This is a genomic window from Acinetobacter tjernbergiae DSM 14971 = CIP 107465, assembly GCF_000374425.1.
Classification (GTDB): domain Bacteria; phylum Pseudomonadota; class Gammaproteobacteria; order Pseudomonadales; family Moraxellaceae; genus Acinetobacter; species Acinetobacter tjernbergiae.
Genome location: NZ_KB894369.1, coordinates 44,359 through 69,724 on the forward strand (window position 1 = coordinate 44,359; position 25,366 = coordinate 69,724).

The window sequence follows — 25,366 nt, forward strand, 5'->3', positions numbered from 1 at the left end:
ACATGAGTAACTTTCTAAATAGCATTAAATCACGTCGTACTATTTATGCAATTGGTAAAAACCTTTCAGTTGACCAAGCAACGATTGAAGAAACAATTCGCGAAGCAGTAAAACAAAGCCCATCATCATTCAACTCACAAACTTCACGTGTTGTAACTTTATATGGTGAATCACACCATAAATTTTGGGAAATTGTTCGCGAAACTTTACGTAAAATGGTTCCAGCAGAAGCATTTGCAAATACTAGCGCGAAAATTGATAGTTTCTCAGCAGGTTTTGGTACAGCGTTATTTTATGAAGATCAAGATGTTGTAAAAGGTTTACAAGAGCAATTCGCACTGTATGCGGATAACTTCCCAGTTTGGTCTGAACATTCAAGTGCGATTGCACAGTTCGCAACATGGACTGCATTATCTGAAATTGGCGTGGGTGCATCTTTACAGCACTATAATCCAATCGTGGATGCAGAAGTGGCTGAAACTTTTGATATTCCATCAAATTGGAAACTACGTGCGCAGTTAGTATTCGGTTCTATTGAAGCAGCGGCTGGCGAAAAAACTTATATGGATGATGCGGCTCGTTTTAAAACTTTTAACTAAGTTGTGACAAGTATCAGTAGAAAAGCACGTTAACGTGCTTTTTTTATTTGGTAAGTAGGATTGTTGGCTAAAGAACTATAGACGATATCTTTAAAAATGATGTATATATCTGAAAAAAGCTAAATTGTTAGAATAGACAGTTTGGCTTATTGTCATAAAATAGTCATAATCGCGTTGCATAGTGCATACGGTTTCATACGTTATTTATATCGAGAAGAGTCGAATGTCTTTAAGAGTTGGTGTTGCTGCTTTAGGGTTATTATTAAGTAGTTCAGTTTTTTCAGCAGTCACAATCACTGCACCTGAAGAAATCGTGATTCTTGCGGTAAATGGTCAAGAAGTAAATAGTGGGTTAATTCCTTCTAAGAAAAATAACTATCAGGTTGATGCTGGAAATCTAACAGTCAATGTGCGTTATCGTGAATATTTTGATCATTTAAATGGTGAGCATGATATTGTTAAATCAGGTGTTGTAACAATTCAAGCAACAGATCTAAAAGACAATCAAGCGTATAATTTAGCATTGATAAATGCTCCAAAGAGCTTTAGTGAAGCAAAAAAATATGCTGAACAACCAACTGTTGCTTTATATGATCAAAGCAAGCAGCTTGTTGTGCAGCAAACAGGTGCTAACAATGAAGTACAGCCTTGGTTTACAGGTAGTAGTTTACTTGGGCGTACGCTAGATCTAACGCAAAAAAATAAGAACAATACCGTGAATCAACCTGCACCTGTTTATGCAGCAGGGACAGCAAATGCCGCTTCTGTTGCAGTAACGACAACAACTGTATCAGGTGCTGTAAAAACAACGGATCAACAATTAGCAGAATTGTGGCAAAAAGCATCGAAAGCTGAGCGTCAAAAATTTATGGCGTGGTTAGCTGGTCAAACCAACTAATTAACTCACCCATTTTAAAAAACCGATGTTATCATCGGTTTTTTATTAAATGTATAAAATAGAAATGTCTTTAAATATTAGAACAGCAAAGACTGATGATGTAGAGCAATTGGTTAAATTAGTTAATTTGGCTTATCGGGCTCAGGCTGATCGAAGTTGGACGACAGAAAAAGCATTTGTAGATGGAACACGTATTACCAAAGAGCAACTAAGTAGAGACCTAAATCAATCAAATTTTGAATTACTTGTTGGTGAAAATGAACAAGGTTCTTTGGTTGGTTGCATTGGATTAACTTTTGATAATAGCTCTGTTGAAATTGGAACTTTTGCGATTGATCCAACAATTCAAAATTTAGGTTATGGCAGAGAAATGCTTAATTATGTTGAAACTTATATTACTCAGAACTATTCGAGTGTTCGACGCTTAATTATGTATGTTCTAGATGTTCGTACTGAGTTGATGGCATATTATCAACGTCGTGGTTATCAGATCACAGGTCTTACAGAGTCTTATCCTATAGATGCTGATGTTGGTCAACCATTAGTACCAATTCAGCTGATTGAAATGGAAAAAGTGATTGTATAAGAAATTTGTCTTCAATAGTGTTTTGTTTCTAGGGCTTTGATGGAATTCAACAAGTTTTTAGATAACTTCACAATAGTCTAGGATTTTTTATCATTTTCTGATTAGGCTAGTTAGGAATGTTAAATAAAAAATAGAGAGTTCAAACATGGGGAATTTGAAAAATAGAAGAAAATATATCGTCATTTTCACTCTTGGTATTTTATTCATCGCTTATTATTTTTTATGGTTGGGTCAAAGAGACTTTTATCAATTGACTGATATGGATGAAGTGGAAAAGGGTTGCTATCGATATCAATCTGATGAAGGATTGAAAAATATAGCACGTCACGAGATTATTCGTTTGTACGGAAAGGATGCTTTAAATGAACAAAGAAAACTTTATACTTATCATATCCCGTACGCAAATGAAATTGGGGTAGGCGGTAGACCATATGGGTTTTTAAAAGCTTTTTATCTTTATTTCTTTGCTAATAATTATCTTACGCCACTGACAGTTATTCTAGTAAATAACCCAGAGAGTATGTGTATATCCATACAATCAGCTTTGTACCAAAAAAACTAAAAGATGTTCAATAACCAGAATCATAGAAATTTTATTCATAATTTATCATTACTTTGTAATGACAATGTGCTTATGAAGTAAAAAAGAGGAAGCATAGCTTCCTCTTTCTATTTGATTTATTAAGGATTAATTACCAATCCAAATGTAATAACCTAAGATCATCAGAGGCCATGCAATATAAGGACTAAATAACCATTTCCATAACCAGAATCTTGGTATAAACCCAACACCATGAATAAAACCGCCAGAAATACCTATCATGACAAGCATAAGTATGCTGTGGTTATAGTGACCATTGGCATCTAACATCAGTGATGGGTGTACCAATAAAATAGCAGCAAGCGGCAATGCCAACAAAAACGAAACGGTCATTGCAAGCACTTGCGCTTTACTATTCTTCGGTGTTGTCATTGCTTCAGCCATTTTATTATTCCTCATCTAAATCTTGATGGTGTTCGATATACAGCGCACTGAGTACACCTGCGAAGCATGCCATCAAAATGCCTAGAATCCATGCAAAATACCACATTTCACATCTCCTCATTAGTACAAACTATGTGAATTTTCTTCAATGTGTTTGTTAGTGATGACACCCCACATTTTGTAATAAGACCAAGAGGTATAGATCAAAATGAGAGGAACAAAAATACATGCAGCAACCGTCATTACACCAAGGGTTTTACGACTAGAAACAGCATCCCACATTGTTAAGCTTGACGTTGGATCTATACTTGATGGTAATAAAAATGGGAATAATGCAAAACCAGCGGTTAAGATTGCACCCACAATCATCATGCTTGTACCAGTAAAACTTGCAGCAGCTTTGCGTTTGCCTGCACTAATGATCACCAATAATGCACCTAAGATTGCAACAATTGGTGCAGCTATAGTAATTGGATAAGTTGAGTAATTATTCATCCAACCATGGTTAGCATTCGTGACAACTTCTTTTGCGAGTGGGTTAAGTGCAGCATTGGTATTCACCGCAGTTGCATAGCTATAGCCTGAGATATTTCCAAAGAATAACCAAGCACCAGCAGCTAAGAAGCATACAAGGAATACTATTGCCATAATTTGCGTTGCTTTTGCAGAGCGGTTGTGTAAATTACCATCAGTACGAAGCATTAACCATGCACCGCCGTGAGCAGATAACATCGATAAGCTGACGATACCGCAAATTAGTGCAAAAGGATTCAATAAAGCAAAGAAGCTACCTGTGTATTGTGAACGCAAAGTGTCATCTAAGCTAAATGGTACGCCCAAGAATAAGTTACCAAATGCAACACCAAACACCAGTGCAGGTACAGCACCACCAATACAGAGACCCCAATCCCAAGAAGTACGCCATTGGGTATTTTCTAACTTGGAACGATAGTCAAATCCAACAGGTCTTAGGAACAAGGCAAAGAGGACGAGTAATAATGCCCAATACATACCAGAGAAAGCGACGGCATAGACCATTGGCCATGCAGCAAATAATGCACCACCCGCTGTAATGAACCAAACTTGGTTGCCATCCCAGTGGGGTGCAATCGTATTGATTGCAGCACGGCGTTCAGAGTCAGTTTTACCTACAAATGGCATCAGTGCCATTGAGCCCATATCAAAACCATCGGTGAGTGCAAAGCCAATGAGTAAAACACCCACCAATACCCACCAAATAATTTTTAGGAGTTCATATTCGATCATGATTGAGCCTCCCCAGTTTTTGCTGCTAGTTTCTCAAAATGATATTTACCAGTATGCAAGGAACTTGGACCTAAACGAGCAAATTTGATCATTAAGTACATTTCAATAATGAGCAGTACCGTATAGAACGCAGCAAGTGCAATAATTGATCCCCATACATCACCTGTGCTTAAAGAAGATGCAGATAGATGTGTTGGTAAAACTTCACCAATAGACCATGGTTGACGACCACCTTCAGCTACATACCAACCTGTTTGAATTGCAATCCATGGTAGTGGAAGAGCAAATAGAGCAAATTTAAGTAACCACGGTTTTGTTTCGGCATTACGTTTAGCGACTGACCACGCAGCCAGTAGGAAAAGTAATAACATTAATGCACCAGAAGCCACCATCGCACGGAACGAGAAGAACAATGCAGCGACATTTGGAATGGTATCTTTAGTTGCTGCTTTGATATGTTCTTCAGTTGCGTCAACAACATTCGGTGTATATTTCTTTAATAGCAGACCATAGCCTAAGTCTTTTTGATTTTTTTCAAATGATGCAAGTAACTCTGGGGACTGATCGCCTGCACGGAGTTTTATTAATTCGCTATACGCCACCATACCATTACGAATACGGATTTCATGCTCTTTCATCAAGTCATGTAAGCCAGTAACTTCTTTGTCTGTCGAGCGAGTTGCAATGATTCCCATAACATATGGAATTTTAATTGCATAATCGGTACGCATTTCTTTTTGGTTAGGAATACCAAATAAAGTAAATGCGGCAGGTGCGGGTTCAGTGTGCCATTCAGCTTCAATTGCAGCGAGTTTAGTTCTTTGCACATCACCCAATTCATAACCTGATTCATCACCAAGTAAAATGACGCAGAAAGTTGAAGCTAAACCAAAAATTGCAGCAATCGCGAAAGAGCGACGAGCAAAGGGCATATCACGTTTCTTTAGCATATAATAGCTTGAGATAGCGAGTACAAAAACTGCACCTGTGACATAACCAGCAGAAACGGTATGTACAAATTTTACTTGAGCGACTGGGTTAAAAATCAATGCACCGAAGTCCACAAGCTCCATACGCATGGTTTCGTAGTTAAACGCAGCACCAACTGGGTTTTGCATCCAACCATTGGCGATCAAAATCCATAATGCCGACATATTTGAGCCAATCGCGACTAACCAAGTTACACCTAAGTGCTGAACTTTAGAAAGGCGATCCCAGCCAAAGAAGAATAGACCGATAAAAGTCGATTCTAGGAAGAAAGCCATTAAGCCTTCAATTGCAAGCGGGGCACCAAAGATGTCGCCTACATAGTGAGAATAATATGCCCAGTTTGTACCGAACTGGAATTCCATGGTTAAACCAGTGGTTACACCTAAGGCAAAGTTAATCCCGAAGAGTTTCCCCCAAAATTTAGTCATGTCTTTATAAATTTCTTTGCCAGAAATCACGTAAGTGGTTTCCATAATGGCAAGAATAAAAGCGAGGCCTAAAGTTAGAGGGACGAAAAGAAAGTGATACATTGCGGTCATTGCAAATTGGAACCGCGAAAGATCGACCACGCTTTCAGAAATCATCAACGTGTCTCCTGAGTTTTGGACATGTCACCAGCAATACGCTCGGCAACTTCATTGTTAAAATCTTTTGGAATCGTTGGGGCATCAAACCAGATATGTTTAATCACCATGAGAAGGGCAACTTTAATAATAAGAATAATCGTAATTTCTCTGATTAATCTCCGATTTGAATCTTGAGAACTCATGTTCATAGAACTTCGCCTCATATTTTAAAAAGATGTAAAACATTATTAAATAAAATTCATTAAAAATAAACCTTTAAGAGTTTTAAAATATTTTATGTAAAATAAGTGATTAATATCAATATCTTATATGTTTTTATTGAAAATAATTAAAATATTGTGGTTATCCAACTAAAATAATATGAATTAACTTAAAAAGCTGATTAAAACAGTTGTATTTATATTTTAAAACCTGATTAAAAAGGTTTGGTTTATAATTAATTAAAAAAATATTAAACCAACCAAAATGGTATGAATATAAAAAACATAATATTTACAATCATTTAAAGAACTGATTACATAATTAAGTAATTTTTATAATGAATTTTGGGTAAAACCTAGTGTATTAGTAGAGTTTCGTGTGAAAAATATGTGAAATATCACAATTCATTTTTGATAGATCGTTAGATCAATAAGTTGATAGAAATGGAAGAGGTGATTACACGTTTTTTACTTTTTTTTTATGTAACAAATTGTAATTTTAATGATGAATGAAAAAAATCCTAATCGCTTCAATTAGATTTCAACAGATTTTGCGTTCAGTCTGCGGTAAATAGTTTATTTGAAATAGAGATTTTTTTAGCAATATAGTATGAATTGGATTTCTGACTGATTAACAACACTTGGGATTGTAACTCTAGTTCACCATATTCTGGCTCTACTTGTACATAATACAGTTGACCAAATTCATTACGAACACGTGCTTGTGCAGAGAAGCCTGGACGTGCATTTCCTGTTGAGATTGTTGCTAAACGACCCACTAAGTTAATGTGAGTGTGCGTGACTTTGGGTCTAATCACTTGGTCTAAGCAATGGATCATAAACACGGTAAAAAAGATGTCGATGATTAGGGCTGGAACAAATAAGTAGTAAGGTGAGATGAAATAATGCTGTAAGGCAAAAAAAGAAAGCTCTAAGAAATAACCTGCAAAACTAAAATTGATGAGTAAAAATACAAAAATGAGGTATTTAGAAAATTTTACGTCCAAGAGTGGCGAGTTTAATAACCATTCAGGTGTCATTCTTTTCACAAGGTGACTGGGGCGTAAGCCGATAAAAATACCGATCGTTTCTGCAATGCTGAGCAAAATCAATGCAACTACACTCATGTGAAATGGCATTAGGTAATAATTTAAGAAAAACTCAGTCATTGCAGAATTCATGGTTTAGGCACTAATCAATATAAATACCACCATCGGAGTGGACTTCCAAATTTACTTTTTCGAGGAATTCACCTAAGCAAGGCCCTGAAACACATTCACCTGTTTCCACAGAGAACAATGCGCCATGAGTAGAGCATTGGATATATTCGCGATCCTGATCTAAAAATTGATTTTCTAAATACTCAAGTTCTGTTTGCAAATGTGGGCAAACATTTTGATAAGCATAAAAGCTGCCATCTTTTTGAGTAACGAAAATTGTTGTTCCTTTCATGGTGTCGTATGCACGAGACTCGCGATCAGGAACTTCCTCTGTCATGCAAATTTTTTCCATTTTAAGCACATTCCTGTTGAGCATTTTTAAATTGTTCAAATAGTTCAGTGTAGCTTTCGATCGCTAAGCGTGGACCGAACTGTGCTACAACCTCACTTGAGATCAAAATTGCAAGTTGAGCAGCAGTTTCTAAATTGAGACCTGCATTGACTGCATATAAGAATGCACCAGCAAAGGCATCACCAGCACCATTGGTATCTACGGCATCGACATGACGACCAGCAACATTAAATTGCTGAGCTGGATCAATGATGACTGCACCATTTGCGCCTTGGGTGATGACAATATGTTGATTTTTTAATTTTAAGATTTCAATTGCAGCATCAAGATTTTCTGTGTTGGTAAACATCAACGCTTCTTGTTCATTACAGAACAATAAGTCAACGCCATCATCTAAGAGTTCTTCTAGACCTTGACGCGCATATTGCACCATTGCAGGATCAGACAGTGAGAGGGCAATTTTAACGCCATGTGCTTTGGCAAGTTCACGAGCTTGTTTAACTGCGACACGTGCAGTATCACTCGTTGATAAATAACCTTCGATGTAGAGCCATTTTGCGGTTTTTAATGGTTCAAAGTCGATTTGTTCTGCTGTGAGTTCCGCCGTGATACCAAGATATGTGTGCATGGTACGTTCTGAATCAGGACTGATCAGAACCATACATGTACCTGTTACGCCTTCACTGATAGATTGCGTTGTTGTTTGAATGCCTGCCGCATTTAAGCCATTTAAATAGATTGCACCGAGGTCATCATTACCTACACGGCATCCATAAAAAGCTGTACCGCCTAAAGCACCAAAGGCAACCGTTGTATTTGCAGCAGAACCGCCACTTGCTTGACCTTTATAGCTTTGCGTATCTTGTAATTGTTGATATAAAGCCGCTTGAGTGTCGCCATCAGTCAACTGCATTGTGCCTTTTTGCAACGCTTGTTGTGTTAAAAACTCATTTGAGACTTTAAATTCTTGGTCAATCAGCGCATTACCAATTGCAAAAAGATCAACAGTTGCCATGTTTGTCATCACATTAAAAATCAAAAAGCAAAGTTTACACTAATGCTCAGGATTACAGTAGTTTGTTGAAAAGAATTCAGGTGCGGTATAGGGTAATATTTTTGAGGAATATCTTGTCATTGAATCATTTTAGAATAGAAAAAGTCGTAGGTTTATCTTAGAAATTAGATTGACGAATAGCGTTTTCACAGATTAAAGGCTTTCATTTTCTACATCGCTTAGAACAAGATTTAAAAAAAGGTGAAAATTGTTTTAATCAGTTCGGTGAGGCTCTATTTGTTGTCTATGAACAAAAGCATTTGATTGCAATTGGTGGATTGAATCATGATCCATATCATGAGGCACAAGAAAAAATTGGTCGTTTATGCCGTTTCTATATTCATCCTCAATATCGTAGAAAAGGAATTGGAGCTTATTTGCTTGAATATATTGAATAATATGCAAAATTCTATTTTTGTGAGCTGCATTTGTTTAGCGATACATGCCATGCTGCTTGTTTTTCTCAAAGCAATGATTGTTAGTCCATAGCATTGCTAAAGACTAATTTCTGAAAGATTTTAAGAAATCATCTTTGATTGCTCGCTGCATTTTCCTACAAAAACATAGTAATTTACATGGATATCCTCACGTATTCTTCGGTAGACTCTCTACCATCAATTGTAATTATTTAAATAGATAAATTGGAGATCACATGACGGTCGATGTTTCTGAAAGCATTACTCAACCGATTCACCCTGCGTTTCAGCTATTACGTCAACACCATGTAGAAGCACTCGATATTCAAGTTTCAGAATATAAGCACAAAATTACTGGTGCAGTTCACTATCATTTAGCTACGAACCATGATGAAAATGTGTTTTTAGTGGCTTTTAGAACGCAACCAATGGACTCAAAAGGCGCTGCGCATATTTTAGAGCATACCGCTTTATGTGGTTCAGAAAAGTTTCCTGTACGTGATCCATTCTTTTTAATGATTCGTCGTTCACTAAATACCTTTATGAATGCGTTCACTGCAGCAGATTGGACGGCATATCCTTTCGCGACTCAAAATAAAAAAGATTTTCAAAATTTATTATCTGTATATTTGGATGCTGCGTTTGCTGCAAATTTGAATCCTTTAGATTTTGCTCAAGAAGGCATCCGCATTGAGTTGGAAAATGATCAAGCGGTTTATAAAGGTGTCGTTTTCAATGAAATGAAAGGGGCTATGAGTTCACCAACAGATCAACTTTATCATCAGTTGGCGCATCATTTATTTCCTGAAACGACTTATCATTATAATTCGGGTGGTGATCCAAAAGATATTCCTGATTTAACGTATGAACAACTGGTCGATTTCTATAAAGTCCATTATCACCCAAGTAATGCAGTTTTTATGACCTTTGGTAATCAAACTGCCTATGACTTACAAGAGCAGTTTGAAAAGCTCGCTTTGCATAAGTTTTCTCAGGGTACAACACTGTATTCAAAACCTGAAAAACGTCTAGCAGCAGCGATTGAAGTTACTGAAAGCTATGCCGTAGATAGTGAAGAGCTTAAAGATAAAACCTATCATGTAATGTCATGGTTATTGCCTGAAACAAGCGATATTAAATTACGTTTAGGAATGCGTTTGGTTGAAGGAATTCTATTAGAAAATTCGGCTTCACCATTGCGTCATTATTTGGAAACGTGTGGTTATGCACAATCAACTGGCCCATTGATGGGCGTTGATGATAGTAACTTTGAAATGACATTCTATTGTGGTGTACAAGGTTCGAATGAAGAACATGCTGAAACATTTAAAAACGGTGTTTTAGATATTCTGAAAGAAGCAGCATCAAAACCGATTGATACTGATTTGGTCGATGCGATTTTGCATCAAATTGAACTGCATCAACGTGAAATCAATGGTGATGGTACGCCATATGGTTTAAGCCTCATTTTAAATGGTTTAGGCAGTGCAATTCATCATAATGATCCAATCCATGTCTGGGATGTGGATGCTGCGATTGAGCAAGTCAAAGAAGAACTGAAAGACCCAATGTGGTTGTCTAACTTGATTCAAATTCATTTGTTAGATAATCCACATCGTGTGCAAATGACTTTAGTGCCTGATGCAACTAAATCGGTCAAAGAGCAGCAAGCTGAGCAAGCACGATTGGCTGAAATTACGGCGAATTTAACCGATGCGCAGAAAGTCGAAATTCAGGAAAAAACGGAAGCGCTGAAACAACGTCAAGATACACCTGATGATCTTGAGTTATTGCCGAAAGTTGGTTTGGAGGATGTACCTGCAGATTTACAAATTGTGCAAGGGCAACTTCGTGAAATTATTAGTAATGGTTTAGACACGCCTTTAAACCTTTACCATGCAGGTACAAACGGTATTTATTATCAACAAGTATTGATTCAAATTCCTGATGAAATCGTACAATCACCTTACTTCAATTTACTTTCTATTTTGATGGGAGAAGTTGGTGCAGGTGAATATGGTTACCTTGAACTACAGCAGATCCAAACTGCGGTGAGTGGTGGTCTAGGCATGGGGGCATCTTTACGCAGCAAAGTAGATAATAAAGATCGTATCAGTGCTTGGTTGACGTTGACGACTAAATCATTGACTCAAAAGTTAGATTCAATCCAATTATTGAAACTTGCATTTGAACAGCTCCGTTTTGATGAAAAAGACCGTATCATCGAATTATTGCAGCAACGTAAAACCCGTTGGCAGTCACGTTTGTCTGGTTCTGGGCATAGCTATGCGATGCAGGCTGCATCACGTCAGATGAGTGCTTTAGCTCGCCGTGATTATCACAACACAGGTTTAGGTGCATTGAACTGGTTGAGTGATCTTGTCAATAAGATTGACCAAGATGATGAGGCTTATCAAGCCTTGATTACGGAATTACAGGCGATTCATCGCAAGTTATTACAAGCACCTAAACAATTCTTGTTGGTCTGTGAAGAGCATCAATCGGATCGTTTAGTTGAAGAGATTCAAAACGTTTGGGATAAATTGGCTGTCGATAAATCACCTGTAAGCTTAACCCAAGTTGAGCAAATCAATACAGAAAATGATGAAGCTTGGCTCATTCAGACGAATGTTCAATTCTGCTGCTCTGCTTATCAAGCCGTCGATGTTGCACATGCAGATGCAGCACCATTGATGGTATTGGCTGCGTATCTGCGTAATGGTTTCTTACATAGCGCGATCCGTGAAAAGGGCGGTGCTTATGGTGGTGGGGCAAGCTACGATGGTAATGCCTGTTCATTCCGTTTTTATAGCTATCGTGACCCGCGTTTGCTTGAAACATTTAATGATTTTGAAGCAAGTGTGCAATGGTTATTTAATGTAGAACAGCAAGCCTACCAGCTTGAAGAGGCGATTTTAGGCTTGGTTGCCGGTATGGATAAACCTGGTTCACCTGCTGGAGAAGCGATTACCGCTTGTTATGCTTTATTGCATGCACGTACACCTAAATTCCGTAGAGTTTTACGTGAACGTTTATTGAATGTGAGTTTGGATGATTTAAAACGTGTTGCAAAACAGTATCTACTGGAGCAAAAACCTGTGAAAGCAGTGGTTGCACCATTTGCAAAACGCGAAGAATTGCAGGCTCTCGGATTTAGTATTCAACAAGCCAACTAAAATAGAGCGGTGGGAGACTATATATGATGTTTAAATCTTTGGAGTATACTTATTTAGAACTTGGTGTGTTTAGCCTACTCAGTTCTTTAGGTATGTCATTTGCACATGCTCAAACGATTGCACCAGCGAACCCTGCAACAGTAGATGCTTGTGTTGCATTGGCTTCAAATGCGGATCGTTTGGCTTGTTATGACAGCCTTTTTAAAGCACCAACAGTCATCCCACCACAAGTTCAAGCTGCTGAAGCTCTTCCTTTGGCTGCACCGATAGAAATTAAGAACGAAACAGCACCGCCTGAAACACTACGCGAGAAAGTGGTTCAGAAGGTTAGTGATTTACATATTTTAGGTGCTGCACCTAAATTTGATCCGAATGTTTCATTACTTGATCGCCGTTGGGAGCTTTCTGAAGAAAGTAAGCTTGGTTTATGGAATATTCGTGCCTATCAACCTGTTTATTTGCTACCTGCTTTTTGGACGAGCAATAAGAATGAGTTTCCAAGTAGTCCAAACCCGAATAACACTGTTACTGATAAGCAAAACCTAAGTTCTACAGAAGCCAAGTTTCAGATTTCTTTGAAAACAAAGGCTTTAGAGAATATTTTAGGCAATAATGGTGATGTGTGGTTGGGGTATACGCAGTCTTCTCATTGGCAGGTTTATAATGCTGAAGAGTCTCGACCATTCCGTGAGACCAACTACGAGCCTGAAGCAAGTTTGATGTTCAGAACCAACTATGAAATTTTAGGTTTAAATGCGCGTCTGTTAGGTGTGACTTTAAATCATCAATCTAATGGTCGTTCTGATCCGTTATCACGTAGTTGGAACCGTGTGATTTTTAATCTAGGGTTTGAAAAAGATAATTTTGCGTTGATGTTACGCCCTTGGTATCGTGTCGAAGAAAGTGTGAAAAATGATAATAATCCTGATATTAAGGATTATATGGGACGTGGAGACCTCACCGCATTTTACCGCCACGATGATAATGATTTCTCTCTAATGTTACGTCATTCATTAAAAGGTGGCGATCGCTCGCATGGTGCTGTGCAATTTGACTGGGCATTCCCAATCAAAGGTAAGTTACGTGGACATCTACAACTCTTTGATGGTTATGGTGAGAGCCTGATTGATTATAACCATCGCGCAACTTACGCTGGTTTAGGCGTGTCTTTGATGAATTGGTATTAAATGAGTTTAAATATTCCAGAGCCATTGTTGCAGCTTGAAGCAAATTGTGGCGTATTCGCAATCTGGTTGATCTTAAAGCAATATCAGCCCCATATTGATATTGCTGACCTGATTCAGTTATGTCGCCATGATCAACAAGAGGGAACTTTTACGATTGCGTTGGCTGTGGCACTGAAAAAATTAGGCTTTGAAGTATCATTGTATACTGACCCTGATCCGAATATTGATGAGAAAGAAAAGCAAAGTTATTTGGATGCCCAAGGTCTTCAGATTCCAATTCAGGCTGCTTTGACTTATTCCGAGATTCAGCAGGCATTTGAAAATGGTCACTTTGTTATCGTGTTTTATGACACCTTACACGGTGTGGGAAACCAATCTTTAATTTATTCAATTGATGAACAAGAGATTAGTTTCTGTGATCACTTTGAAGAGATGGCTAAAACCGTATTTGAGCAACAACGCCAAGCCGATGGAATTTGTCGGCAGGTGATTGTGGTTGAGCAGCCGTTAGGTGATTATCCAATTTGAATATTGGCATTGGCATGTTTTAAACGGCTCTTCTTTGGCGTAGCAATCAGATAGGCGAGTGTTAACGGCCCAAGTCGACCTGTATACATCAGTAAGCTTAGAACAAATAAACTACCATCATGTAGTTCGCCTGTTACACCTCGAGATAAACCAACCGTACATGCCGCAGAAACCACTTCAAACATCAGATCTAAGACATCCAGTTTAGGCTCCAAAAGAAAAAGGGTAAAGCAGCCGACAAAAATCAGCATGCCTGTAATTGCTGCGACGGCAAGTGCTTTATAGGTGGTTTCTTGGGAAATAGAGTGATTAAAGATACGGATTTCCTCATTGCGCCGTAAAAAGGAAATGACGCAGAGCAGTAAGATGACAAATGTACCGACTTTAATACCGCCTGCGGTACTCAGTGAACCGCCACCAATAAACATCAATAGCATCGTGAGCAGTGTTGTACTGTGTTCCATTGCGCCTGTATCAATGGTGTTAAACCCAGATGAACGAGGTACAGTGGCTTGAAACCACGCATTCATAGCCTGTTCACCAGTACTCATTGTACCTAGCGTAAGTGGATTATTGGCTTCTAATAGCCAAATGAGAATAAAAGCAACGACATTTAAAATTGCAATGGCACTGAGAATGAGTTTGCTATTCGGTGTTAGTTTGCTCCATCGTTTATTTTGTTTGATATCAATTAAAACAAGAAAGCCGATCCCACCTAAGGTGTAGAGCGTGCTAATGGTTAGACAGATTAAATAATGACCTTGAAAATTCATCAAGCTGTTATTGAATAGCGAAAAACCTGCATTATTGAATGCAGAGATACTATAAAAAATCGAATAATACAGCCCACGGTCAAAGCCATAGATCGGGATAAAGGATGTACTTAATATAATGATGCCAATCAGCTCAAAGAAAAGCGTATAGACCACAACACCTTTTGCCACAAACGTTACTTTGGACAAGCTCGTTTGACCTAAGCTATCTTGCGCCATCATTTGTTGTTTGAGTCCAAGTTTAGGCGCTAGACTTAAGGCTGCCAAAATAGCAAAAGTCATAAAACCCAAACCACCTGTTTGGATTAATAACAGAATAATAACCTGTCCAAGATGATTAAAAGACTCATTTAAGTTCACTACAGATAAACCTGTAATGGTTACAGCCGATGTTGCTGTAAATAAGGCATCCATCCAGCTCAAATTGCCTTTATTGGCGATGGGGAGTTTGAGTAATAGTGTTCCGATGATAATGAAACTCAGAAACCCAATCGCTAATAAGGACGGTGGACTTAAGTTAAAGATCTTTTGTGTATTTATTTTTATAGTCATTTTATACAAAACATCCTGAGAGCTTTCGGAGATGGCTGAGCGAGCCTTCTAAAATAAGCACATCGCCAGCCTGTAGAGTAAAATTCACATCGGTTTCATATAGAATTTGTTGATCACGTTTAAGTAATAATAGTTTGATATTGGGTTCTTGTTTTAAGATGCCTGATAAATTCACATGATTCAGTTTTTCTTGTACTGGAACTTTGACAATATAATGATCATCATCCAAAGCCATATAACGGCTGACCATTGGGTAATTGAGTGCTTGAGCGACACGCACGCCCATATCTTCTTCAGGATGAATAATCTTGCTGACATTTAAATGAGAGAGGATGGTGTGGTGGGCTTTAGTTTTGGCTTTAACCAGAATTTTATCTAAGCCTAAATTTTTTAGGTTTAAGACGCAGAGAATACTGGCTTCAATATCTTCACCAATCGCGACTACAACCGCATCACAATTCTGGATGTTGAGTTCTTCTAATACATGTTCATCGGTTGCATCTGCAATCACAGCATGGGTAATGCGATCAGCCAAACTTTCTACGTTACGTTTGATGGTATCAATCCCAATCACATCATGATTGAGTTTGGTGAGTTCTAATGCAACAGTTGCTCCAAAACTCCCTAAACCAATGACTGCAAACTGTGCCATAACAATCCTTAACTAAATGATAAAAATGTCTTTTTATTCATTCTAAGGTGGATCAATTGATCTGTTTGTAATGATTTTGTTTGAGTTAGAAAAGCTAGATTTGTTATTGTTCTACCAAAACAGAAATAAGTGCTTTGTATTGAGCAATTATCTATTGGAAATTGAATTATGCGAATGATTGAGAAGGTGCAGCCATTATAGATGTTGCTAAAGAAGTGAAAGATAATTTTTAGTCTATTTAATTCATGTTGTCATGGGGTAGCAATAGTTATTTTATAGAAAGCTAGAAAAATAAAGAATTTTCCTTATTGAAAAATATTTTTATAAATTTTTGAAATAATTGTATTTTTAATTTTTTCCTGTAATATTTGTTAACGCTTCAATAATACTGATTTTATCAAAATCTTAGATAAATTATTAAATATTTTGTAGGTCTCTTAAATGTTGAAATGGCTTGTATTTTTAATTGTTCCTTTTATTGGTCCTGGTTTTTTATATGGATTTTTGTTGGAGTTATCAAAGATATTTAATGAAACAGATCAGAGGGTGGTTGTACTAATAATTATGTATATCGGTGTTGCTTTCATAATTGCAACAGTAACCTATGAGAATAACCCTAATAAAAATAAATTAAAACCTGTGATTATAATGTTATCACTTGGAGCTTTATTTTTTTTATTTATATTCAAAACAATTTTTGCCTTTATATATTTAATTGCAAGTATTTTAATAGTTCTAAGGTGGCATAGGAAATTCAAAGATAAGTAGTTTTAAGTTGAATTCTCCCTAGTTTTAGGGCTTAAAATATAATTTTAACTGATTTTTCGACTACTTAATAAACCAAAGAACATTGTTCTGCAAGATTTCACTACACAGTGTAGTGAACGAGAAAATATAAAAATAAAGCCAACATCATTTCGGCTTTATTTTGTTAGGTGGATTATTTATGGAAACGCTTATATCCAATATTGTTGCTGATTTCAGCATATGGGTAAGTAATTTTCTCTAAGGTTTCGACTAAACCATTTCATTTTAAGATGGATCAGTCGATCTGATTGTAATGATTTTGTTTGAGTTGAAAAAGTCAGATTTGTTATCGTTATGACAAAACAAAATTTACAAGGAGTTTTGTTGGGAATTTAATTGTATTGAGCAAATATTGCTTGGTTGTAACCATCAATTTTTTCAGCATTTCATAGCGTAGGGTGGAGCGTGAAAATATTAGCACTGGGTTGAAATATGATTAGGGGAGGATAGTATAATCAATGCAAAATGAATGCCTAATGAGCTTTTAGGATGATTGAATTTTGAGTTTATCTATGAATATAAAAGAAAAGTCTTTGACAAAATATAGGATTGACCTAAGAAATGATGTGGTCAATATTTTAGGACCAAACTTAGAGCTGAACGAATGTGAAATTATTTCTAACTGTGAAACAGAGGCAATCGCTATTGCTGGTATTAAAATGAATGGTGGGGTTTTTGAGCAAAATCGCAGTCTTGTAAATTTTAATTTTGAAAAAGCTCATTTTAATAATGTTTTATTTAAGGGTAATTATATAGGCTGTGATTTTGGTGATTGGGATCTGGAAGAAAGGTCATCAATTAGCAATTGTGATTTTTCACTTGCTTTACTTGATGGTTGTAGGTTCTTACGCTGTGATCCGAATTATATTCAATTTCCGAAGTGGCCCTGTTTTACAATTATTTCACCATGTGAGGCACGTCAATATGTGTTATCACGAAATTGGCCTGAAAAAATAGGTGTAATTCTTAGTATTTATACTGATACAGACCCAGAGTGTGTTGCAGTAACGGGCGATGCATCGAGAATAGCTAAGAAGAATAGAATTACATTATTAGAATTAAGAGAACTCTTATTAAAGATTCCAAATATTTTAATAGTAGATTGATTGCCTCATTCCATTGTTCAGTCAAATGCCAAACAAATTTGTTTGAGTTGATCTTTTACAGGATTAAAATCATTTTTGATAAAAATAAAGCCGACATAAAGTCGGCTATTATTGTCTTGATTGATTATTTAAGGAAACGCTTATATCCAATATTATTGCTGATTTCAGCATATGGATATGTGATTTTCTCTAGAGTTTCGACTAAACCATCAGGGTTTTGCTTCGCATCTGTGGCTTGTAAACCTACAAGGACACGACCTTCTGCTGCACCATGATTGCGATAATGGAACAGGGTAATGTTATGCGTTGGACCTAGGCGTTCCAAGAAAGTCAGTAGGGCACCTGGACGCTCTGGAAATTCAACACGGAATAAACGCTCATTTTCCAAATTGGCATGACCACCAATCAAATAACGAATATGCAGTTTCGCAACTTCATCATCGGATAAATCATCGACATCATATTGTTGCTTGAGTAATTCATGGATTTCGTGACGTTCAACTTCACCACCTTTCAAACTAATCCCAACAAATACTTGAGCTTGACTATCGTCACTGGCACGATAGTTAAACTCAGTAATATTACGACCTTGTAGGGCACGGCAGAAATTAAGAAATGCGCCTTTTTGCTCAGGAATTGTCACTGCATAAATCGCTTCTTTACGCTCACCTAATTCAGTACGTTCAGCAATATAACGAAGACGATCAAAGTTCATGTTTGCACCGCAAACGATTGAAACCATATTTTTGTCTGTTAATTGATGTTCTGCGATATATTTTTTGATCCCAGCTAAGGCCATCGCACCTGATGGCTCAACGATACTGCGATTTTCATCATAGGTGTCTTTGATTGCAGCACAGATTTCATCGGTATTGACCGTAACAATTGTTGGATCAACAATTGGACCTGATTGATCGGACTTCTGTAAGCGAACCATTTCAAATGGTAATTCACCAATTTGTGCAACTGCTGTGCCATCAGCAAATAACCCGACATGAGGTAAAACCACACGTTCATTGGTTTCGAGTGCAGCTTTTAAGCACGCAGATTCTTCATATTCAACACCAATGACTTTGACATGCGGCGCAACTTCACCAAGATAGGCTGCAACACCCGCAATGAGCCCGCCACCACCGACAGCAACGAAAACATATTCAACATCACGCCATTGGCGTAATAATTCATTGGCAATGGTTCCTTGACCAGCAATGACCAGTTCATCGTCATAAGGTGGAATAAAAACTAAACCTTCATCTTCTGCACGTTGTTTTGCGTATTTATTGGCAACATCAAAACTATCGCCGTGTAACACAACTTGACCACCTAAGCGTTTAACTGCCTGAACTTTAATATCAGGGGTCGTGCTTGGCATGACAATAATGGCAGGAATGCCTAATTTTTTTCCAGACAGTGCAACCCCTTGTGCATGGTTACCTGCGGATGCACAAATCACACCTCGATCGAGTTGATCTTTAGGAAGTTGGCTAATACGGTTATAAGCACCACGTAGTTTAAAAGAGAAGACAGGTTGTAAATCTTCACGTTTAAATCGAATGTTGTTATTAATTTTTTGACTAATTCGGGGAGCTGCTTCAAGCGGTGTTTCAATCGCAACATCATAAACCGTTGCTTGTAAAATTTGTCGTACCACACGAGACAGCATGTTCATCTTCCCTATAACAGTTTAAAATAGGCGATCATTGTAGCAAACCCCTGTGCATTTGCGCTGTTTTCTTGCAGCAAATGTCAAAATAGTTGAGTGAAGTCATGAGTCTATATGCAACCCAAGATGAGAAAAAACAAGCTGCGGCAAAAGCAGCTTTGAAACATTTGCCTAAAGGCGGCATTTTGGGCGTAGGAACAGGAAGTACTGTTAATTTTTTAATTGATTTATTGCCAGAATTACAATTAGAGGCAGCAGTCGCAAGCTCTACAGCTACGGCTGAACGTCTTAAAAAATTAGGTATCGAAGTTGTTGATATGAACTCAGTTGGTGGTTTAGATGCCTATGTCGATGGTGCTGATGAAATTGATCGCCATATGCATATGATCAAAGGTGGTGGTGCAGCATTGACACGTGAAAAAATTGTTGCCTCAATTGCCAAGAAATTTGTATGTATCGTGGATGATTCGAAATGGGTAGAGCAATTAGGGCGTGATTTTCCACTTCCGATTGAAGTGATTCCAATGGCACGTTCTGCCGTTGCACGTAAAATTGTTGCTTTAGGCGGTGATCCAGTTTATCGCGAAGGCGTTGTGACGGATAACGGTAATGTTATTTTAGATGTATTTAACTTAAATATTTTGAATGCACTTGAGCTGGAAAAAACCATTAACAATATTCCAGGTGTTGTGACTAACGGTATTTTTGCCTTAAATGCTGCAAGTATTGCGATTGTTGCAACCAATAATGGTATCGAAGAACGTACAGCGCAATAATGCAAGCAGTTTCATTGGCAACGCTATTGCCTGAAATTAAAGTGGTTCGACATGCAAGGGCAAGAAATTTGCGCTTGCGCGTTGAGCCAACAGGTATTCGTTTAACAGTGCCTTTATTCTGTAGTAAACGGCAAATTCAGCAATTTTTAAATCAATCCGAACAGTGGTTGCTAAAGACATGGAATAAACAACAAAATCAATTACCCCAAACAATCGTTCTTCCAGAACAATTATTACTTTTTAATCATTCTCAGCCATTCCAAATTGTTCAGCAACAGCAACGTTATATTTTTAAATTTAATTGGGATCAGCATATTCTATTTATTCGGAATGAATCTCCTGAAGCAGCATTACAGGCGGCTGTATTGGGATATGCCAAACAATTTTTACCAGAATGTTTAGATTTGGTGAGTCGGCAGACGAGTCTAGGATATGGCGAATGTGCAATTAGAAAGCCAAAGACACGTTGGGGAAGCTGTAGTTCAAAACATGACATTATGCTCAATGCTGCATTGGTGTTCATGCCAATACAGAGTGTCCGAGCTGTCTGTATCCATGAATTAGCACATACCAAACATTTTGATCATAGTGCTGCATTTTGGAATGAAGTGGCGAAATATGATGAAAACTATCAGGAACATCGCAGACAATTAAAAAGTTTTCAATTGCCTGCGTGGTGGTATGTTAATTAAAACTACACTGTAGCTCTGTGGTTTGCAGTTGATCAGGGGCTTTACGGTTATCTAAACCTGCACTTGCACTGAGGACTTGATTGGCTTTGATCTTAACTTGGATAAATGTATATTGTAGAGAGGTGTTGTTCGGCTCGGTGGAACTTGTATTCAATAAATACTCATGATTAGTTTTATCAACTTGCAATAAGTTGTCTGTACTATCTGCATCAAGCATTGATCGAAAAATCTGAGCATTTTTAATCAATTCAATTGCACCATTAGCGCGTACATTTAATTGGCAGTTATTTACTGTATCTTCATAATGCCCAATAAGATAATCAATGGATGGTAAATTTGGATTAATAATATTAACACCCGTAATACCTTGTTTACATGGGTAAATTGAACCGTTGCAAGTTGCTATGGTATCTGCAAAACCAACTGCACGGCGATAATCTCCTGCACCAGCAGTACGAACATTCAGGGTAATGTTATTAAACGGTTCCTCTCCGACATAACTATATTGTTGTAATAGTTTATAGCCTTCAGGATTAAATGATTGTTGTTGTGAATTAGTAGCAAGTTGAAGAACAGCTTGTTTTAAGGACGTCCCAAATTGGGTTCTCGTCGCTTTTTGGGTTTCCCCAATATCTTTTGCATTGTTTTTTGCTGGGTCTATGTTGTCTGGTGTTGGGCTTAATAATGTATTTAAAGTTGTTTTGTCGCCGCGAATTTTTTTTGCGTCTAGGTAACCATCTTTCAAATCTGTCGCAAGGTTTTTAGTAAACTCAGCGAATGTATCAACAGGATAGCTATTTGACCATTGTTGGATATATCCAAAACTGAAAAAAGAAGAGAGGTATGTATTAGGTCTCAGTTCAATATCTTGTTTAGTAAGAAGATTTAGTTGATAAGATGGTTCTAGGTTTTGCAAATCAAGTCGATGAAATGCACTTAGTAACGCGGCATTAATATCTTGAGTAGCAAGTTTTAAATGTAATGAACTGATATTTTTTGCATTTTCTGTTTCATTTGGAAGTTGTCCTGAACGAACTAGTGCACGTTGATATGTTGCTTCCGAGTTCGGGTTGATAAAGATTGTTTGCGTTAAATTACTTACATCAACGTCAATTAGACTATGTAAAGTAATAGCAACATTTTGATATTGACCGTTTAGGAAGTTATAGATCAGGGAGTTTGGAGTGGTGGAGATCTCAATTCTGTATAAATGATTTGTATTCAGAACTCTAGGTAATGTAAGACTTGATAGGTTGGTAGTTGTGCTGACCTTTTCTTCTAGAATTAAAGTGTTATCAAAGTTGTCAAAAATTTTGATAACAACGTCACGCATCTCAGTGGGTACTTTAATATTGAAATTTTTTGGTTTTGGAACTGATACTGGCGTCGTCGTATCATTACGTGCTTCACTTTCTCCACTTCCACAGCCGACTAAAACTGTGCCAAGTAAAAGTGTGCTTATACCTAAACAGATATATTGATTTAATCTTTGTTTTGATCTCAAAGAAGGCATTCCAGCTCTCCAAAATTTAGCATCCATGAAATTTATTATTACCGCATGGTTTTTATTCTATGCGAATACTTAGACGATTCAATAGTATTTATTGACCAGTGGTAAAATCTGTATCGGTAAAACCTAGTATTAACGATCTTTTACACTGTTTTTGAGTTAATGGCTAATCATAAAGCTAGTGTAAAGCTTAAAATCTACAATTTTTTCTCCGTAAATTGAAATTTTTCTGCACTATTCTTATAGGAAAGCATCTGTTCCTTAAAGAATTTGGAAATGCTATATAACTTATAGGGTTATGGATTGTGAAAATTACGTTGAACTGCCATACTAATAGTTGCACTATTTATTGTTTGAGGTAAAGCACGTGATTTCTGTTGGCATCGTTGGTGGAACTGGATATACAGGCGTTGAATTATTGCGTCTTTTATTAAGACATCCAAAAGCCCAAGTACGTGTTTTAACATCTCGAACTGAAGCAGGAAGACGTGTATCAGATATGTTCCCAAGTCTACGAGGACATACTGATCTTGAGTTTTCTGATCTTGATTTGAATGCTCTTAAGCAATGTGATGTTGTATTCTTTGCGACACCGCATGGTGTAGCGATGCAACATGCCGAAGAATTGATTACTACTGGTACAAAGCTAATTGACCTTGCTGCGGATTTTCGCTTACAAAATCTCGCTGAATTTGAAAAATGGTATGGTATGCAGCATAGCTGCCCAAGTGTACTCGCTGATTCTGTTTATGGTTTGACTGAGTTAAATCGTGACAAAATTAAAAATGCACAAGTGATTGGTAATCCAGGTTGTTATCCAACAACAGTGCAATTGGGCTTAGCTCCGTTATTGAAAGATCAGCATAATTTAATCAATACACAAAGTATTATTATTGACGCTAAATCAGGTGTATCTGGTGCTGGTCGTAAAGCTAGCCTAGGTATGATTTACAGCGAAAATGCTGACAATTTTAAGGCTTATGGTGTTGCAGGACATCGTCACCATCCAGAAATTGTTGAAGCCTTGGAAAATATTTCGGGTGCAAAAGGTCAGTTTAGTCAACTGATTTTTGTTCCGCATCTTGTTCCGATGATCCGTGGCATGTTGAGTACGATCTATGTTGATTTGACCGAGCAAGCTCAGCAAATCAATTTACAAGCATTGTATGAAAGCTTCTATGAGAATGAGCGCTTTGTCGATGTAATGCCTGCAAATAGTTCCCCTGAAACGCGTAGTGTACGTGGTGCAAATGAATTGCGTATCGCGTTATATCAACCACAACCAAATAAATTGATTGTGTTGGTTGCGCAGGATAATTTGGTTAAAGGTGCAGCAGGTCAAGCGATTCAAAATATGAATTTGATGTTCAATTTTGATGAAGCTGCTGGCTTAGAAGGTATTGGTTTATTACCATAAAAAACGCTTTTATACTTCACACACATTTAAATTTGGATTTAAATGTGTGTTTTGATGTAAATCATAACGATAGAGATGATGATGGAAAATGCTGAACCAACTACTTCACCAGAGAGTTCCGTTAAAAAAAATAAATTCCTGAAAACGAATTTACCTTTGGTAATCGCTGCCACTTTGTTGATTGGTAGTAGTTTTCTCTTAGGATATACGGTTGGACATCGTCAGGGTTTAACCGTTGTTGGTTATGATGCAGATGCGGAGCAACTCGTTGATGTTGTGCAAAAGCAAAAGACCGCTTTAGATTCTGTGAGTAAAAGCTTAAATGCCGCAGTCCAAGAACGTGATATGGCTGTAGGTAATGCTGATGAGTTATTTAAAGGCATTAATCAAGCAAATGCAGACAAAGTTCAATTTGAAAGTATGAATGCAATTTATCGTGAAATTTTAAGGCAACGTGGGGGTGTTAGTCTAACGGTGCAAAACTTAGCGATTAAATCATTACCTGAGAATGCTTTTGAATATCAGCTTGATTTAGTTCAAGTGAGTCCAAACAAACGTCGTACAGTCGGCACTGTTGAGCTACGCTTGATTAAAGATACTGAAGTTTTAGATGTACCTTTAGAAGACAAGAATTTTAATTTCGATGATTTTGAGCGTTTGACTGGGCGTTGGACAATGCCGAAAGGTTTTACACCTCAATTTATTGAAGTTCGTTTGTCAGGTTCAGGTACACCCGTGATTAAGCGTTTTAGTTGGCAACGTGGTCAAGCAGTTGATGTGAGTTCTGCTTTTGTATCTGAAATTCCTCAAGCTGAAGCAAGCGCTCAATAGCCTCTATAGTAAGAACCCCATATGCGAAGATATAAACGTCAAATGAATTTAAGTGAAGTGAAAAATGCCTTTCATCAATCTGGATATGTCGATTGGCACTTAAATCCACGTTTAAGTGATTCGCAGCAAGATGATCATGATGGTGAGGTTAGTGTACAAACAGCACCACCAGAGTTAAAGCGCCCATCTTTATATGCTGTTGTCTTACTGAATGATGATTACACACCTATGGACTTTGTCATAGAAGTTCTACAGCAACATTTTGCTATGGATTTAGATCAAGCAAGTCAAGTGATGTTAACGGTTCACTATGAAGGTAAGGGAACAGCTGGCATATATCCACGGGATATTGCTGAAACAAAAGCCAATCAAGTGAATAACTATGCTCGTTCGCAAGGTCATCCTTTGTTATGCCAAATCGAACCTGAGCGAGGATAAACAAAGCAGCGCTTTGTCCGAGCGCAAGACGAACAGCTATGCTGGCGGAATTTCATTCCTCATGCGCAAGACGAGGGTTATACCTGAGTGGTAGCGGTAAAAGCAACGTTTGTTCAAATGTAAGATGAACAACGATGTTGTGAATGATGAAAGAGAGATCGGTAT

27 protein-coding genes and 1 pseudogene are annotated in these 25,366 nt (G+C 37.5%); 15 read left to right on the forward strand and 13 right to left on the reverse strand.

Annotated features, from left to right (window positions below):
* Positions 1-2: 2 nt before the first annotated feature.
* The 4 genes from C502_RS0112855 (at position 3) to C502_RS0112870 (ending at position 2,645) form a co-directional block, all read left to right on the forward strand.
* Positions 3-599, forward strand: a complete 597-nt coding sequence (locus tag C502_RS0112855) for a nitroreductase family protein (RefSeq protein WP_018679230.1) — start codon at positions 3-5, stop codon at positions 597-599.
* Between the two features lie 223 nt (positions 600-822).
* Positions 823-1,497: a YccT family protein gene (locus C502_RS0112860; protein WP_018679231.1), complete on the forward strand. Its 675-nt coding sequence runs from the start codon at positions 823-825 to the stop codon at positions 1,495-1,497.
* A 64-nt stretch (positions 1,498-1,561) separates the two neighbouring features.
* Positions 1,562-2,083: a GNAT family N-acetyltransferase gene (locus C502_RS0112865; protein ID WP_018679232.1), complete on the forward strand. Its 522-nt coding sequence runs from the start codon at positions 1,562-1,564 to the stop codon at positions 2,081-2,083.
* 145 nt (positions 2,084-2,228) lie between these two features.
* Entirely contained in the window at positions 2,229-2,645 is a 417-nt protein-coding gene (locus C502_RS0112870; protein ID WP_018679233.1) for a hypothetical protein, read from the forward strand.
* 126 nt (positions 2,646-2,771) lie between these two features.
* On the opposite strand, the gene C502_RS0112875 is transcribed toward C502_RS0112870, so the two are convergent.
* The 8 genes from C502_RS0112875 to C502_RS0112910 all read right to left on the reverse strand — a co-directional run bounded on the left by C502_RS0112875 (position 2,772) and on the right by C502_RS0112910 (position 8,638).
* The gene (locus C502_RS0112875) at positions 2,772-3,068 is read right to left on the reverse strand and encodes a cyd operon YbgE family protein (RefSeq protein WP_018679234.1); all 297 of its coding nucleotides are present in this window, start codon (positions 3,066-3,068) and stop codon (positions 2,772-2,774) included.
* A 4-nt stretch (positions 3,069-3,072) separates the two neighbouring features.
* The gene (gene cydX, locus C502_RS18910) at positions 3,073-3,174 is read right to left on the reverse strand and encodes a cytochrome bd-I oxidase subunit CydX (protein ID WP_002120988.1); all 102 of its coding nucleotides are present in this window, start codon (positions 3,172-3,174) and stop codon (positions 3,073-3,075) included.
* Positions 3,175-3,188: 14 nt separating this feature from the next.
* The gene (gene cydB, locus C502_RS0112885) at positions 3,189-4,334 is read right to left on the reverse strand and encodes a cytochrome d ubiquinol oxidase subunit II (protein WP_018679235.1); all 1,146 of its coding nucleotides are present in this window, start codon (positions 4,332-4,334) and stop codon (positions 3,189-3,191) included.
* Positions 4,331-5,908, reverse strand: coding sequence for a cytochrome ubiquinol oxidase subunit I (locus C502_RS0112890; protein WP_018679236.1), 1,578 nt, complete (start codon positions 5,906-5,908; stop codon positions 4,331-4,333). The genes cydB and C502_RS0112890 overlap by 4 nt, the downstream gene beginning before the upstream one ends.
* Positions 5,908-6,099, reverse strand: coding sequence for a cytochrome oxidase putative small subunit CydP (gene cydP, locus C502_RS0112895; RefSeq protein ID WP_018679237.1), 192 nt, complete (start codon positions 6,097-6,099; stop codon positions 5,908-5,910). The genes C502_RS0112890 and cydP overlap by 1 nt, the downstream gene beginning before the upstream one ends.
* Before the next feature lie 569 nt (positions 6,100-6,668).
* Positions 6,669-7,280: an OB-fold-containig protein gene (locus C502_RS0112900; RefSeq protein WP_162147121.1), complete on the reverse strand. Its 612-nt coding sequence runs from the start codon at positions 7,278-7,280 to the stop codon at positions 6,669-6,671.
* A gap of 22 nt (positions 7,281-7,302) precedes the next feature.
* The gene (locus C502_RS0112905; RefSeq protein ID WP_018679239.1) at positions 7,303-7,608 is read right to left on the reverse strand and encodes a Rieske (2Fe-2S) protein; all 306 of its coding nucleotides are present in this window, start codon (positions 7,606-7,608) and stop codon (positions 7,303-7,305) included.
* A 16-nt stretch (positions 7,609-7,624) separates the two neighbouring features.
* A complete protein-coding gene (locus tag C502_RS0112910) occupies positions 7,625-8,638 on the reverse strand; it encodes an adenosine kinase (RefSeq protein ID WP_018679240.1) in 1,014 nt (337 codons plus the stop codon).
* 191 nt (positions 8,639-8,829) lie between these two features.
* Here C502_RS0112910 and C502_RS18915 point away from each other — a divergent pair, with 191 nt between their 5' ends.
* The 4 genes from C502_RS18915 (at position 8,830) to C502_RS0112930 (ending at position 13,984) form a co-directional block, all read left to right on the forward strand.
* Positions 8,830-9,075 (forward strand): GNAT family N-acetyltransferase, encoded by a 246-nt coding sequence (locus C502_RS18915; RefSeq protein ID WP_228129341.1) that lies wholly within the window; start codon positions 8,830-8,832, stop codon positions 9,073-9,075.
* A 254-nt stretch (positions 9,076-9,329) separates the two neighbouring features.
* On the forward strand, positions 9,330-12,269 hold the full coding sequence (locus tag C502_RS0112920) for an insulinase family protein (protein WP_018679242.1): 2,940 nt from the start codon (positions 9,330-9,332) through the stop codon (positions 12,267-12,269).
* A gap of 23 nt (positions 12,270-12,292) precedes the next feature.
* Positions 12,293-13,456 carry a phospholipase A gene (locus C502_RS0112925; RefSeq protein ID WP_018679243.1) on the forward strand — a complete coding sequence of 388 codons (1,164 nt, stop codon included), beginning with the start codon at positions 12,293-12,295 and terminating at the stop codon, positions 13,454-13,456.
* Entirely contained in the window at positions 13,457-13,984 is a 528-nt protein-coding gene (locus C502_RS0112930; protein ID WP_018679244.1) for a cysteine peptidase family C39 domain-containing protein, read from the forward strand.
* On the opposite strand, the gene C502_RS0112935 is transcribed toward C502_RS0112930, so the two are convergent.
* Both C502_RS0112935 and C502_RS0112940 read right to left on the reverse strand, forming a co-directional pair.
* Complete coding sequence (locus C502_RS0112935; protein ID WP_023274616.1) at positions 13,972-15,309, reverse strand: TrkH family potassium uptake protein; 1,338 nt, start codon at positions 15,307-15,309, stop codon at positions 13,972-13,974. The two genes, C502_RS0112930 and C502_RS0112935, sit on opposite strands and share 13 nt — an antisense overlap.
* Position 15,310: 1 nt before the next feature.
* Positions 15,311-15,961, reverse strand: a complete 651-nt coding sequence (locus C502_RS0112940; protein WP_018679246.1) for a potassium channel family protein — start codon at positions 15,959-15,961, stop codon at positions 15,311-15,313.
* Between the two features lie 441 nt (positions 15,962-16,402).
* On the opposite strand from C502_RS0112940, the gene C502_RS0112945 reads away from it, so the two are divergent.
* On the forward strand, positions 16,403-16,729 hold the full coding sequence (locus C502_RS0112945; RefSeq protein ID WP_018679247.1) for a hypothetical protein: 327 nt from the start codon (positions 16,403-16,405) through the stop codon (positions 16,727-16,729).
* Positions 16,730-16,901: 172 nt separating this feature from the next.
* Here the strand turns inward: C502_RS0112945 and C502_RS19765 are convergent.
* Positions 16,902-16,988 (reverse strand): annotated as a pseudogene (locus tag C502_RS19765) (hypothetical protein); the annotation flags it as partial.
* A gap of 292 nt (positions 16,989-17,280) precedes the next feature.
* On the opposite strand from C502_RS19765, the gene C502_RS0112950 reads away from it, so the two are divergent.
* Positions 17,281-17,874: a hypothetical protein gene (locus C502_RS0112950; RefSeq protein WP_018679248.1), complete on the forward strand. Its 594-nt coding sequence runs from the start codon at positions 17,281-17,283 to the stop codon at positions 17,872-17,874.
* A gap of 124 nt (positions 17,875-17,998) precedes the next feature.
* Here the strand turns inward: C502_RS0112950 and ilvA are convergent, their stop codons facing one another.
* A complete protein-coding gene (gene ilvA, locus C502_RS0112955) occupies positions 17,999-19,543 on the reverse strand; it encodes a threonine ammonia-lyase, biosynthetic (protein ID WP_171067632.1) in 1,545 nt (514 codons plus the stop codon).
* A 98-nt stretch (positions 19,544-19,641) separates the two neighbouring features.
* Here ilvA and rpiA point away from each other — a divergent pair, with 98 nt between their 5' ends.
* Positions 19,642-20,313, forward strand: coding sequence for a ribose-5-phosphate isomerase RpiA (gene rpiA, locus C502_RS0112960; RefSeq protein ID WP_004662287.1), 672 nt, complete (start codon positions 19,642-19,644; stop codon positions 20,311-20,313).
* Positions 20,313-21,005 (forward strand): M48 family metallopeptidase, encoded by a 693-nt coding sequence (locus C502_RS0112965; RefSeq protein ID WP_018679250.1) that lies wholly within the window; start codon positions 20,313-20,315, stop codon positions 21,003-21,005. Before rpiA ends, C502_RS0112965 begins: the two co-directional genes overlap by 1 nt.
* On the opposite strand, the gene C502_RS0112970 is transcribed toward C502_RS0112965, so the two are convergent.
* The gene (locus tag C502_RS0112970) at positions 20,998-22,518 is read right to left on the reverse strand and encodes a hypothetical protein (RefSeq protein ID WP_018679251.1); all 1,521 of its coding nucleotides are present in this window, start codon (positions 22,516-22,518) and stop codon (positions 20,998-21,000) included. The genes C502_RS0112965 and C502_RS0112970 overlap by 8 nt on opposite strands.
* Positions 22,519-22,882: 364 nt before the next feature.
* Here C502_RS0112970 and argC point away from each other — a divergent pair, with 364 nt between their 5' ends.
* From argC to clpS, 3 genes are all read left to right on the forward strand, one after another.
* A complete protein-coding gene (argC, locus tag C502_RS0112975) occupies positions 22,883-23,932 on the forward strand; it encodes an N-acetyl-gamma-glutamyl-phosphate reductase (RefSeq protein ID WP_018679252.1) in 1,050 nt (349 codons plus the stop codon).
* 81 nt (positions 23,933-24,013) lie between these two features.
* A complete protein-coding gene (locus C502_RS0112980) occupies positions 24,014-24,763 on the forward strand; it encodes a DUF6776 family protein (protein ID WP_018679253.1) in 750 nt (249 codons plus the stop codon).
* Positions 24,764-24,784: 21 nt separating this feature from the next.
* The gene (clpS, locus tag C502_RS0112985) at positions 24,785-25,201 is read left to right on the forward strand and encodes an ATP-dependent Clp protease adapter ClpS (protein ID WP_018679254.1); all 417 of its coding nucleotides are present in this window, start codon (positions 24,785-24,787) and stop codon (positions 25,199-25,201) included.
* Positions 25,202-25,366 lie beyond the last annotated feature (165 nt).